The sequence below is a fragment of the Pseudomonas sp. KCJK8993 genome (assembly GCF_046230915.1).
In the GTDB taxonomy this organism is placed as follows: domain Bacteria; phylum Pseudomonadota; class Gammaproteobacteria; order Pseudomonadales; family Pseudomonadaceae; genus Aquipseudomonas; species Aquipseudomonas piscis.
The window spans coordinates 1-12,491 of sequence record NZ_JBJJLO010000151.1 but is presented as its reverse complement, the minus strand read 5'-3'; the positions used below and the strand labels follow the sequence as shown (position 1 = coordinate 12,491).

Here is a 12,491-nt window from a genome sequence, read left to right as displayed (position 1 = left end):
CACCAGGTGGGGGGCGGGAGTCCGCACAATGGGCTTATGGCCCCCCAGCACAAGGCGTTTGCCCCGCTCCCTGCCCCCCACATCCCGCCCGCCGCTGGCAACGGGAACCTCGTCCTCCAGGTCCAGCTCCGCCGCCTCCTCAGCGGCAGGCCTCTTGCCCAGGTGGGCGCCGACCAGTTCCAGCAGTGCCTGGCTGACCAGGCTCGACTTGCCGGAACCGGAAACCCCGGTCACGGCGGTGAAGCAGCCCAGGGGAAACTCGACGTCCAGGTCCTTGAGGTTATTGCGGGTGATGCCGGCCAGGCGCAACCAGTCCCGGGGCTGGCGCGGGGTATGCGCCACCGGGACCTGCCCGGCGAACAGGTAGGGCCGGGTCTGCGAAGCCTCGATGGCCGCCAGCCCCGCCGGCGGCCCGCTGTAGAGCACCTGGCCACCGCGCTCGCCGGCCGCCGGCCCGACATCCACCAGCCAGTCGGCCCGGCGCATGATCTGCAGGTCATGCTCCACCACGAACAATGAGTTGCCCGCGGCCTTGAGGCGCTGCAAGGCCGCGAACAGGGCCTCGGCATCCGCTGGGTGCAGGCCCGCGGAGGGCTCGTCCAGCACATAGATCACCCCGAACAGCTGCGAGCCCAGCTGGGTGGCCAGGCGCAAGCGCTGCAACTCGCCCGGGGACAGGGTCGGCGTGCTGCGCTCCAGCGCCAGGTAGCCCAGCCCCAGGTCCACCAGGATGGCGACCCGTTCCAGCAGATCCTGGGCGATGCGCTGCGCCGCCAGGCGCTTCTCCGGCGACAACTGCGCCGTGTCCTGGCGGGCCTGCGTGCCGGCGGCCACCGGCGCAAGCACCTCGGCCAGTTGCAACAACGGCATGCGCGCCAGTTCGCCGATATCCAGCCCGGCGAACGTCACCGCGAGCGCCTCGCGCTTGAGTCGCTTGCCGTCGCACAAGGGGCATTGGCTGCCGCGCATGAACTGCGCCACGCGCTTCTTCATCAAGGCGCTCTGGGTATGGGTGAAGGTATGCAGCACATAGCGCCGGGCGCCGCTGAAAGTGCCCATGTAGCTGGGCTCCTGCTGGCGCGCCAGGGCCTGGCGGGTCTGCTCCGGGGTGAGTCCGGCATACACCGGCACCGTCGGCGTGTCTTCGGTGAACAGGATCCAGTCGCGCTGCTCCCTGGGCAGGTCGCGCCAGGGAATGTCCACGTCGTAGCCCAGGGTCACCAGGATGTCCCGCAGGTTCTGCCCCTGCCAGGCCAGGGGCCAGGAAGCCACCGCGCGCTGGCGGATGGTCAGCGACGGATCGGGGACCATGCTCGCCTCGTCCACCTCGTACACCCGGCCCAGGCCATGGCATTGCGGGCAGGCGCCCTGGGGCGTGTTGGGCGAGAAGTCCTCGGCATACAGCAGCGCTTGCCCGGGCGGATAGCTGCCGGCCCGGGAATACAGCATGCGCACCAGGCTGGACAAGGTGGTCACGCTGCCCACCGAGGACCGTGTGCTGGGGCTGCCACGTTGTTGTTGCAGGGCTACCGCCGGGGGCAGGCCGTCGATGCGGTCCACGTCCGGCACCCCGACCTGGTCGATCAAGCGCCGCGCATAGGGCGCCACCGATTCGAAATAGCGCCGCTGGGCCTCGGCATACAGGGTCGAGAACGCCAGGGACGACTTGCCCGAGCCGGACACGCCGCTGAACACCACCAGCGCATCCCGGGGAATGTCGACGTCGACGTTACGCAGGTTGTGCTCGCGGGCGCCACGCACCCGCACGAATCCGGAACCGTGGGCTACCGCGGCGCTGTATCGGGAATCAGCAAAACGATCGGGCGAAGTCATGGGCCTGCCTTGTCTGGGTAATCATCAGATGCGAGGAGCGCGACCACCGATCATCACATACCCCCCAGGGCCCAGGGCAAGCCCGGTGGCCAGCGGCTACTCAGCGCCGTTGCGGTTGCCGGGCTCCCTGCTCCGCCGACAGCCCGGTGTGCCGCAGGTCGTAGCGCAGTTCGGCGATCAGCTCGCAGATGGCCCGGGAGCTGGTCAGGGAACGAGTGGAGATGCCGGTCACGAACAGGTCGACGCGGCCAGAATCCGGATCGCAGATACGCACGGTCATGGCGCCGTCATGGCCGATGGTGCACTGGCAGTGCAGGGGTAGGAAGCTGGTTTCGATGATTCTGCGCAGTTCGAGAGTAGAGATCACGGGCAGAGGATCCAAAAAAGGTTTAAAGGAAAAAAACCGCGCAAGACAAGCCTTGTTGTTGTGGGATCAGGCGGTCGGTGCCCCCTGTCCTTGGTCATCGGCCAAACAGTACAAGTTCATTCAATTCGGTACAGACTAGAGGCTTGACGCCGATTTGTCGTCGCCATGCCGGATTTCCGTGCGGGACGTCACACTGGCGCCGTCAGGTCCCCAGCAGCGAGCGCACCATGGCGGTCAACTCCTCGGGTCCGTAGGGCTTGCTCAACAGGTAGGTATCCGGGCTGAGCAAATGGTCCGGCGAGATCAGGTCGCGGGTGTGCCCGGAAGTGAACAGCACGGCGATCGGCGGGACCTGGGTCTTGGCCCAGGTGGCAAGGTCGGTACTCTTGATCAGGCCGGGCATCACCACGTCGGTGAAGATCAGGTCCACCTTGAGCCCCTCCAGCAACATCTGCATGGCAGCATCGCCGCTGGCCGCGGTGCTGACCCGATAACCGTCGTGCCTGAGCATTTCCACCGCGGCGCTGCGCACATCGGCGTTGTCCTCCACCACCAGGATGCTCTCCTGGCCGCCCGCGCCATGGCTATGGGGCTGGCGCACAACGGGCGCCTCCTGGCCCGCACAACGGGCGAAATACATCCGCACCCGGGTGCCCTGCTCGGGGCTGCTGAAGATCTCCACATGGCCGCCGCTCTGCTTGACGAAACCGAACACCATGCTCAATCCCAGGCCGGTGCCGTGGCTATCGCTCTTGGTGGTGAAGAACGGCTCGAAGGCCTGCTCCAGCACCTCGGCCGACATCCCCCCGCCACTGTCGGCCACGGTCAGGCACAGGTACTGGCCGGGCTCGATGTCCTTGTCCAGGCACTGCTCGCGCTCCAGCACCAGGTTCTCGGCGCGGATCTGGATCGTACCCTCACCGCCCATGGCGTCCCGGGCATTGAGCAACAGGTTGAGCACCGCATTCTCCAGCTGGTTGCGGTCGACATGGATGCACCAGGGGTCCTCGGGCAGTTGCACTTCGAGGCTGATGGTTTCCCCCAGGGCACGCTGCAACAGTTCGCCCAGGTCTTCATACAGGTGGCGCGGATCGTAGACCGCAGGCGACAAAGGCTGGCGCCGGGCGAAGGCCAGGAGCTGCGCCGACAGCTTGGCTCCACGCTCCACCGCTGCCAGCGCGGCCCGGGTCCGTCGTTGCACATTGACGTTGTCCGGCTCGTGGCGGGCCAGCAGGTGCAGGTTGCCGGAGATCACCTGCAACAGGTTGTTGAAGTCATGGGCCACGCCACCGGTGAGACCGCCGATGGCTTCGAGCTTCTGTGCCTGGCGCAAACGCTCCTCGGCGCTCAACCGCGCGTCGACCTCCTGGAGTACCCGCTGCTCCAGGTCGCGGGTCAACTGGCGCAAGGCGTCTTCGGCGAGCTTGCGCTCCTGGATATCGATCAACACCCCGGGAAAGCGCAGGGCCCGGCCCTGGCCGTCGAACTCGCAACGACCGCAGGCCAGCACCCAGCCGTAGCTACCGTCGGCGCGACGTATCCGATATTCAGCGTTGTACGAGCCGCCATGGCTCAGGCTGTAGTCCACCAGTTCGCGGATGCGCGGCAGGTCATCGGGATGGATGCGGCTCTCGGCGATGGCGATCGGCAGATCGTCCAGGGCTTGCCCGTCCGGGTAGGAAAAAGTCCGGGCAAAACGCTCGTCGCTGGAAAACCGGTCATGCTGGATGTCCCACACGAAGGAACCGAGCAACGCCCCGGCGTTCAAGGCCAGCTGGACTCGCTCGTTCTCGGCGCGGTAGGCCGCCTCGGCAGCCTGCCGGCGCTGCTCGGAAATCACATGGGCGGTGGTTTCCACGACGATAGCAATGACCCCCGCCGGGGCCTGGTCATCATCGGCCACCGGGCTGTAGTAGAGGTCCAGCCAGACATTCTCCGGCACTCCGTTGCGCAGCAGTACCAGCTCCTTGTTGTGGTAGGTCAGGGTGCCGCCGCTCAGGCAGGTGTCCATCACCCCGCGATTGAACTCGGCCACCTCCGGCCAACCCCGCTCCACCGCACACCCAAGCAGGTAGGGATGGCGTCCGCCGGCGAAAACCGCATAGGCGTCGTTGTAGATCATGTAGCCCAGGGGGCCCCAGAGCATCACCATCGGCACGGGCGAGCCGAGCATCAGTTGCACCGTGCTGCGCAGGCTATGGCTCCAGTCCTGCAACGGGCCGAGGCTGGTCAGGGACCAGTCGAAGGCGCGGATACGACTGGCCATCTGGCCTTTCCAGCCCTGGCACCCGTGATGATCGGATAAGAACGGCATGAACGGACTCTGTGAAGAACGTGGTACGACATGGGTGGGCAAAGGATTGCGCACGGCCCTAGAGCCTTGGAGGCCCGGCCGGGGCAATGGTTTCCGGTTATTCACCTGGACCTGCGCACCCGGCAAGCCTGAACAGACAGGATAGGCGATGCCGGCCAATCCAGGCGGGCGCTCGCGGCGCCGCCTGGAAGGGGGCGGATTGCCCGCCCCGGGTGGATCAGTCGGTGCCGTATTTCGGCGAATGCGGACCGTACAGCAGGCCGTTGTGCTGCCCGGCCGACAGCAGGCGCTGGCTGGTGATGCCGGCGATCGGATGGCCGGCGTCGGTGGAGGTGTTGACGATCTGCTTCACCGCGGCGGTGATCAGCATGCCCACCAGGCCCCCGCTGTTGTTGTTGCCTTCCTCGCTCGAGGCCCGGGCGCTGCCCGTCCACAGCGTGGTGCCGGTCTTGAGATCGACCAGGGTAGCGCTGGCGGTCACCGCGGTCTCGCTGCTGATCAGCATGTAGCTGGTGCCGTACTCCTTGACGGTGATGTACAGGCCGGCATCGGCGCCGAAGATTTCGTTGAGTTTGGTGGGCGGCAGGCCGTGGATATCCGCCGGGTTGGTCAAGCCGTTATGACGGAAGGTTTCGTCCACCAGCGCGATCGGCATCACGTAGTAACCGGCTTCGGCCAACGGCAGCGTCACCTGGGACAGCATGCTGTAGGTGGCCTTGACGTCCGGCGACTCGTTGAGCGGCGGCAGCACCAGGATCGACTTCGGCCTGGCTTGTTTGTAGGCCGCGTAGTCTACGGTCTTGGGGGCGGCGCAGCCCACCAGCAGGCTGACCGTCAGCAGGCCCAGGAGGTTGCGCAGGGTCGACAGGCTCATTGCGCGGCCCCCTGCTTGGCGTTCTTGAGCAGGAAGTCCATGTACTTCGCCGACTCCGGAAACAGCGCCTTCTCGGTGTTGAACTGCTGCACCATCTGGTCATCCTTGCCCAGGCCGGCGTAGAGCATGCCCAGGTGGGCGTGGTAACCCGGCGGCACCGCCTTGCCGGTGGACTTGATTTTCTGTAGGTCGCGTTCCAGCGCCTCGACCTGGGCCTCGCGGGCGCCCTCGCCCTTGAAGTACTCGTAGGTCTGGGCCTGGTAGCTTTCCCACTGGTACAGCGTCTTCGGCCCGCTGCAGCCGGCCAGCAATACGCTGCCCAGCACGACAGCGGCCAGCGCTGGCCGGGCCATCATGATCTTGAACATATGTGCACTTTCCCTATTGGCAGTGGTGATCAGCGACCTGGTTTCCAGGCGCCGGCGTCGATGGCCTCGACCATGCGGTTGACCGCCTCGCGCATGGCCAGGTCCAGGACCTTGCCGTTGAGGGTCGAGTCGTAGGAGGCCGTGCCGCCGAAGCCGATCACTTCACGGTTGGACAAGGCGTATTCGCCGGCGCCCTGGGTGGAATAGACCACTTCGGAAGTACTGATATTGACGATGTTCAAGGCCACCTTGGCGTAGGCCACCTGGGTCTTGCCACGGCCGAGAATGCCGAACAGCTGGTGATCGCCGGTTTCCTTGCGGCCGAACTCGGTGACGTCGCCGGTCACCACGAAATCCGCGCCCTTGAGCTTCTGTACCTGGCCCTTGATCGCCGCTTCCTGCTGGATCTCGCCCATGTTGTCGCGGTCCAGCACGTTGAAGCGGTTGGTCTGCTGCAAGTGAGTGATAAGGATGGTCTTGGCCTGGCCGCCGAGGCGGTCGACACCATCGGAGAAAATCCCGCGCATGTAGCTGGAGCGGTTATCGAACTTGCCCACCGCCATCGGTACCCGGGCGCCACTCCAGGCCTGGCTGGCGCTCTGGACCTTTTCCACCGGCAAGGCCCGGGAGCTTTCCGTGGCACAACCGCTCATACCTGCCAGCACCGCCAACGCAGCGCCCGACACCATCAACTTCGAGATCACTCTCACTCTATGTTCCTTTTTGAATATCCAACTGCTCTTGCACCCACCAGCCAGCGCGAATCCGTATAGGCACGGGCTCGAAAAAGGCGGTTCGGATGTTCTGGATCTTGGCGCGGGAGACGTCACCAGTGGCGATTATGCCAAAGTGACATCATCGCGAAAAGGAATAAAAAATCTTGGCGCCAATGGATTGGCAGAGGATTTCCAGGTATTCAGCCAAGCCCTTGATCGTTCAACGGAAATCCCGGCTGGGCACCTTGATCCCGGCCAATATCGGGGTCAGGTCGCTCAGGCGCCCGGCCACCAGGTGGCGTACCTCGCCCTCGACCTCCAGGGTGCCGTCGACCCGCAGTAGTTGCGCGCCCACCAGCACCCGGCGCTGGCGTTCGGCCAGATCGCGCCAGACCACCACGTTGAGGTTGCCGAACTCGTCCTCCAGGGTGACGAAGGTCACTCCGCTGGCGGTGCCCGGGCGCTGGCGCCCGGTGACCAGCCCGGCCACGCTCACCGCCCGGCCATGCTCCAGCCCCTGCAAGTCCCGGGAGCTGCGGCAGCGCCGGGCCGTAAGCTGCGGCCGGAGCAAGGCCAGGGGATGGGGGCCCAGGGTGGTGCCCAGGCTGTGGTAATCGGCATACAGGTCCTCGCCGATACTGGGCCGGGGCAGGTTCACCGGCGCCTCCTCCTGGCCTGGCAAGCCGGCGAACAACCCCAACTGTTGCTGCACCCCGGCCACCTGCCAGCGGGCCTGGAACCTATGACCGGCCAAGCCTTGCAGGGCCCCGGCATCGGCCAGCAATTCCTGGGCCCGCAGATCGAGCCGGGCCCGCTCCCCGAGGTCGGCGATATCGGCAAAGGCTCGCTGGTTCCGCGCCTGCTCGATACGCAGGGCGTCCTCCTGGCGAAAACCCTTGATCATCCGCAGCCCCAGGCGCAGGGCCGGCTGACCAGGTACACGGTCCTGCGCAGCGCCTGCCGCCCCAGCGCTGGCGCCCTGCTCATCACGCCCGGAGCGGTGGACCGGCTCCAGGCTGCAATCCCAGGCGCTGGCGCGAATATCCACCGGGCGGATCTCCAGGCCATGGCGGCGGGCATCCTGGAGGATCTGGTCCGGGCTGTAGAAACCCATGGGCCAACTGTTGATCAGGGCGCAGGCGAAGGCCGCCGGCTCATGGCACTTGAGCCAGCAGCTGGCATAGGTCAGCAGGGCGAAACTGGCGGCATGGGACTCGGGAAAACCATAGCTACCAAAGCCCTTGATCTGCTCGAAGATCTGCGCCGCGAATTCCTCGCTGTAGCCCCTGCCCGTCATGCCCTTGAGCAAGCGCTGGCGATGGGGCTCCAGCCCGCCATGGCGCTTCCAGGCCGCCATGGAGCGACGCAGTTGGTCGGCCTCGCCGGGGGTGTAGTCGGCCGCCACTACCGCGATCTGCATCACCTGCTCCTGGAACAGCGGCACCCCCAGGGTACGCACCAGCACCTCTTGCAGTGCTGGCGAGGGATAGGTCACCGGTTCCTTTTTATCGCGCCGGCGCAGGTAAGGGTGGACCATGCCGCCCTGGATCGGCCCGGGGCGGACGATGGCCACCTCGATCACCAAGTCGTAGAACTTCTTCGGCTTGAGCCGGGGCAGCATCGACATCTGCGCCCGCGACTCGATCTGGAACACGCCAATGGTATCGGCCCGGCCGATCATCGCGTAGGTCGCCGGGTCTTCGCTGGGAATGCTGGTGAGGGTATAGCGCTGGCCACGGTAGCCATGGATCAGGTCGAAACAGCGGCGGATGGCGCTGAGCATGCCCAGGGCGAGGATGTCCACCTTGAGCAGGCCGACCATGTCCAGGTCGTCCTTGTCCCACTGGATCACCGTGCGCTCGGCCATGCTGGCGTTCTCCACCGGCACCAGGCTGTCCAGGGGCTGTTCGGAAATCACGAAGCCACCGGGGTGCTGGGACAGGTGCCGGGGAAAGCCGATCAACTGCCCGGTCAGGCTCAGGACCCGGCGCAGCAACGGGCTCTCGGGGTCGAAACCGGCTTCGCGCAGGCGCTCCAGATCAGGCGCGCTATCGCTCCAGCGGCCACAGCAGGCGGCCAGGGCATTGACCTGGTCCGGCGGCAGGCCCAGGGCCTTGGCCACGTCGCGCACGGCCCCGGCGCCATGATAGGTACTGACCACCGCCGTCAACGCCGCGCGATGCCGGCCATAGCGCCGGAATACGTACTGCAGCACCTCTTCGCGGCGCTCGTGCTCGAAATCGACGTCGATGTCCGGCGGCTCGTTGCGCTCCCTGGACAGGAACCGCTCGAACAGCATCACCGAGCGGTCCGGGTCGATCGCGGTGATGCCCAGGACGAAACACACCACCGAGTTGGCCGCCGAGCCCCGGCCCTGGCAGAGAATGTGCCGCTCGCGGGCGAACGCGACGATGTCATGCACCGTGAGGAAGTAGCTCTCGTAGCCCAGTTCGCCGATCACCGCCAGCTCGCTCTCGATCTGCGCCAGCACCTCGGGCCGGGCCCCGGCGGGCCAGCGCCGGGCAATCCCCTCGCGGACCAGGGCCCGCAGCCAGGAACCGGCGTCGTGGCCCTCGGGCACCAGCTCCCGAGGGTACTGGTAGCGCAACTGGCCGAGGTCGAAGTGGCAGCGTTCGGCAATCACCAGCGACTCATCGAGCAGCGCCTGGGGGTACAGGCCTTGCAGCACCGGCAGCGGCCGCAGGTGGCGCTCGCCATTGGCGAACAGGCGCTGCCCGGCCTCGGCCACCGGCAGGTGGTGGCGGATCGCGGTCATGGTGTCCTGCAGGGCCCGGCGCCCCCGCACATGCATGTGCACATCGCCACAGGCCACCGCTGGCAGGCGCAGTTGCCGGGCCAGGGCCAAGCGTTGCTGCAACCGCCGGGCATCGTCCTGGCCGCAATGCAGTTCCACCGCCAGCCACAGCCGCTCGGGGAACACCTGGCGCAACCAGGACGCCGCATCGGGGTCGCCCTTCTCATCGCCTTTCTCATCGACCAGCCACAACGCCAGCAACCCGGGCAAGGGCTCGGCGAAGTCCTCCCGCAACAGGCGATAACACCCCTTCTCGGCCCGGCGCCGGGCCCGGGTGATCAGTCGGCACAGGGCCTGGTAACCGGCCAGCTCTTGCACCAGCAGCACCAGGCGCGGGCCCTCTGCGACCTGCATTTCACTGCCGACGATCAGCTTCAAGCCAGTCTCGCGGGCGGCCTGCCAAGCCCGCACGATACCGGCCAGGGTGCATTCGTCGGTGATCGCCAGGGCCTGGTAGCCCAGGGCCTGGCCGCGCTCGAACAACTCCCGGGCACTGGAGGCGCCACGCTGGAAGCTGAAATTGGACAGGCAATGCAGCTCGGCGTAGCCGCTCATGCGAACCAGCCTTGCAGCAACAGCGGCCCGGCTTCGCCTACCTGGCGATAAGCCCAGCCCTGCTGGCCGGTGCGAGTCTGGACCCGGTAATAGTCACGGCGCACATCGGCACCGTCCCACCAACCGGACTCGATGCGCTCCGGGCCCATGACGATCTGCACCGAATCCTCGTCCAGTGGCTGGGGCTCGGTGAGCAACCAGCCTGGGCGACGCAAGCCCGGGTTGGCCGGACACGGACGTGGGTCGGCCTGGGGCTGCCAACTGCGCTCCGGGCGGTGGTCGGCACGATAGCCCAGGCCCTGCACCGCATCGTCCCCCAGGCGTGCCCGCAGCCGTTCGCGCAATTGCTCCCACGGCAGGTTCTGCTGTGGTCGCTCCTCGAACAGCTCCACATGCCGGGGCACGAACAATGGCAGGTCTTCGGCCACCAGGCGCAGGTTGCGCACCGGCGCGGGCACCTGGATCTGCTCCAGGCGCCCACGGGCCAGTTCGAAGAGCAGCGCCGGATCGCGCTCGGCCCCCAGCAGCCCCACCGGGACCAGGGTGTCGGCGCCTTCGGCGTGCTCCAGGTGCAGGACAAAACGCTGCACGCCGCTGTCGCGACCACAGAGAAAGGCCGCCAGGTCGGCGGTCAGGCGACGCAGGGGAAACAGCAGCGCCTGGTGGGACTGCACATCGAAGTTCAGCTCGATGCGCAGGTCGAAACGATCCGGCGGCTGGTAGAACGCCAGCCCCAGCGCACGTTCGCCGAGCAGGGTATCGAGTTGCTTGAGCAGGCTGGCGTCGAAGCGCCGGGCCAGGCTCTGGCGCGGCAACTGCCGGAGCTGGGCGAAGCTGCGCACGCCCATGCGCGACAAGGCCGTGGCCTGCTCCGCTGCCAGTCCCAGGCGCTCGACGGGCATCGGCCCCAGGGCCTGGTGCAGGTCCTGCTGGCCGGCCACCGCCAGGCCATCGTAGGCATTGGCCAGGACCCGGGCCGCCGCCGGGTTCGGCGCCGCGACGATGCGATGGCGAAAGCCCAGGGCCTGCAGTTCCTGGCGCAGCCGGGCCTGCAACTGTGGCCAAGGCCCGAACAGGCCCAGGCTCGATTCGATTTCCAGCACCAGGGTGCGCGGATAGGCCACGCTGACCTGGGAGCTGAAGCCATAGGCCCAGGCGGCAAGGAACCGCTGCCAGTGATCGATCTGCCGGAGGTCGTACTCGGCACAGGCGAAATCCTGGGTCAGGACCTGGGCGGCCGTCAGCGATTGTCCGGGACGCACCCCCAGCTCGCGGGCAGCGTCGTTCACCGCCTGGATCACTCGGCGTTGCGGGCTGCCGCTGAGCAGCGCCAGCGGCGCCTGGGGCTCGGCGCGCTGGCGCAGTACCGCGTCCAGCGCCAATTGCGGGAACAGGATGCACACCCAGCGCATGTCGACCTCAGTGCCCGGCCTGCAGGGCAATCGGTTGTGGATGGGCCAGGCCACCCCGGCACTTGAGAATCCGCAGCTGCGCAGGATGGCCCTGCAAGGTCAGGCGCAGGGCCGCTGGCGACGGGTTGTGCGCGGCCTCCAGGGGACGGTAGGCGAAGGCCAGGGTCTGGCCGCTTTCGGCCGCCACCTGCAAGCGCCGCAGGGCCCGGTCGTCGGCCTGTTGCGGCCAGCACAACACCGCGCCGCAACTGCCCGAGCGCAGGCATTGTTCGGCGGCCCACAAGGCATCGCGCTCTGCGGCCTGGATGATCGACAACTGGCGCAGATCCACCCCGGCGTTCTGCCAGGCCAGGGGGAAAGGCACGAACGGCGGCGCCACCAGGACGATGCGCTCCCCCGCCGCCGCCAGCCGCGCCAGGCTCGGCCAGAGCAATTGCAACTCGCCCAGGCCCTGGGCGGCGACGAGGATTTCCGTCAGCGCCGCTTCCGGCCAGCCGCCACTGGGCAGCACCGCATCCAGGGCCGCGTGGCCGGTGGCATGCACACTGGCGGGCACGGCCGCCGGGCGGCCCTTCCAGACCCGCCCGGCATTGAACAGCGCGTCCAGGGCGACCACGGCGCCCATCAGCCCTGCCTCACCAGGCCACAGAACACGCCTTCGATGAACAGCTCGTGCTCGGCCGTGACCTCGATCGGCTGGTAGGCCGGGTTGCGTGGCAGCAGGCGAATGCCCTGGCCCTTGCGCTCGAAGCGCTTGATGGTCACCTCGCCATCGAGCCGGGCGATCACCGTCTGGCCATTGCGTGCCTCGGCGCTGCGGCGTACCGCCACCAGATCGCCGTCGAAAATGCCGTCGTCGATCATCGAGTCGCCCTGGACCCGCAACAGGTAGTCGGGCGTGCGTGAGAACAGCCCCGGGTCCAGCAGCAACTGGCCGTGGATCTCGGCATCGACACCGATCGGCGCACCGGCGGCGACCCGGCCCAGCACCGGGATCTCCAGCAGCTCGGGGCGTGGCGCCTGGTTGAGCAGGCGGATACCCCGCGCCTGATGCGGGTTGACCTCGATGAAGCCGGCCTCGGTCAAGGCCAGTACATGCTTGCGTGCCACGCTGCGCGAGGCGAAACCGAAGGCCTCGGCGATCTCGGCAAGGCTCGGCGGCTGGCCGCGATCGGCGATGCGTTCGCGGATAAAGGTCAGGATGGCACCTGTCTCTTATAAACATATGACGCTGCCG

The 12,491-nt window shown here is 67.2% G+C and carries 10 protein-coding genes; all 10 read right to left on the bottom strand.

The genetic code is table 11. The features are described from left to right. On the bottom strand, nucleotides 1-1,833 hold a 1,833-nt coding region (locus ACK6AU_RS29395), incomplete at its 3' end, for an excinuclease ABC subunit A (RefSeq protein ID WP_409303134.1). Between the two features lie 100 nt (nucleotides 1,834-1,933). Then, nucleotides 1,934-2,200 carry a DUF1652 domain-containing protein gene (locus ACK6AU_RS29390; RefSeq protein WP_085597902.1) on the bottom strand — a complete coding sequence of 89 codons (267 nt, stop codon included), beginning with the start codon at nucleotides 2,198-2,200 and terminating at the stop codon, nucleotides 1,934-1,936. A 202-nt stretch (nucleotides 2,201-2,402) separates the two neighbouring features. Continuing rightward, nucleotides 2,403-4,514 (bottom strand): PAS domain-containing sensor histidine kinase, encoded by a 2,112-nt coding sequence (locus ACK6AU_RS29385; protein ID WP_185700824.1) that lies wholly within the window; start codon nucleotides 4,512-4,514, stop codon nucleotides 2,403-2,405. A gap of 217 nt (nucleotides 4,515-4,731) precedes the next feature. Further along, complete coding sequence (locus tag ACK6AU_RS29380; RefSeq protein WP_185700823.1) at nucleotides 4,732-5,388, bottom strand: DUF799 domain-containing protein; 657 nt, start codon at nucleotides 5,386-5,388, stop codon at nucleotides 4,732-4,734. Next, entirely contained in the window at nucleotides 5,385-5,756 is a 372-nt protein-coding gene (locus tag ACK6AU_RS29375; protein WP_409303131.1) for a DUF4810 domain-containing protein, read from the bottom strand. The genes ACK6AU_RS29380 and ACK6AU_RS29375 overlap by 4 nt, the downstream gene beginning before the upstream one ends. Nucleotides 5,757-5,785: 29 nt before the next feature. Continuing rightward, nucleotides 5,786-6,445: a CsgG/HfaB family protein gene (locus tag ACK6AU_RS29370; protein ID WP_185700847.1), complete on the bottom strand. Its 660-nt coding sequence runs from the start codon at nucleotides 6,443-6,445 to the stop codon at nucleotides 5,786-5,788. Between the two features lie 247 nt (nucleotides 6,446-6,692). Next, a complete protein-coding gene (locus ACK6AU_RS29365) occupies nucleotides 6,693-9,842 on the bottom strand; it encodes an error-prone DNA polymerase (RefSeq protein ID WP_409303129.1) in 3,150 nt (1,049 codons plus the stop codon). Continuing rightward, the gene (locus tag ACK6AU_RS29360; RefSeq protein ID WP_409303127.1) at nucleotides 9,839-11,254 is read right to left on the bottom strand and encodes a Y-family DNA polymerase; all 1,416 of its coding nucleotides are present in this window, start codon (nucleotides 11,252-11,254) and stop codon (nucleotides 9,839-9,841) included. The genes ACK6AU_RS29365 and ACK6AU_RS29360 overlap by 4 nt, the downstream gene beginning before the upstream one ends. Nucleotides 11,255-11,261: 7 nt before the next feature. Then, entirely contained in the window at nucleotides 11,262-11,879 is a 618-nt protein-coding gene (gene imuA / locus ACK6AU_RS29355) for a translesion DNA synthesis-associated protein ImuA (protein ID WP_409303125.1), read from the bottom strand. Continuing rightward, on the bottom strand, nucleotides 11,879-12,457 hold the full coding sequence (gene lexA / locus ACK6AU_RS29350) for a transcriptional repressor LexA (RefSeq protein ID WP_409303136.1): 579 nt from the start codon (nucleotides 12,455-12,457) through the stop codon (nucleotides 11,879-11,881). The genes imuA and lexA overlap by 1 nt, the downstream gene beginning before the upstream one ends. Nucleotides 12,458-12,491 lie beyond the last annotated feature (34 nt).

Bases quoted from the DNA above. Each gene is read 5' to 3' on its own strand.
- ACK6AU_RS29365 (WP_409303129.1), bottom strand. From the start codon at position 9,842: ATGAGCGGCTACGCCGAGCTGCATTGCCTGTCCAATTTCAGCTTCCAG.
- ACK6AU_RS29375 (WP_409303131.1), bottom strand. From the start codon at position 5,756: ATGTTCAAGATCATGATGGCCCGGCCAGCGCTGGCCGCTGTCGTGCTG.
- ACK6AU_RS29385 (WP_185700824.1), bottom strand. From the start codon at position 4,514: ATGCCGTTCTTATCCGATCATCACGGGTGCCAGGGCTGGAAAGGCCAG.
- ACK6AU_RS29360 (WP_409303127.1), bottom strand. From the start codon at position 11,254: ATGCGCTGGGTGTGCATCCTGTTCCCGCAATTGGCGCTGGACGCGGTA.
- ACK6AU_RS29380 (WP_185700823.1), bottom strand. From the start codon at position 5,388: ATGAGCCTGTCGACCCTGCGCAACCTCCTGGGCCTGCTGACGGTCAGC.
- imuA (WP_409303125.1), bottom strand. From the start codon at position 11,879: ATGGGCGCCGTGGTCGCCCTGGACGCGCTGTTCAATGCCGGGCGGGTC.
- ACK6AU_RS29370 (WP_185700847.1), bottom strand. From the start codon at position 6,445: ATGGTGTCGGGCGCTGCGTTGGCGGTGCTGGCAGGTATGAGCGGTTGT.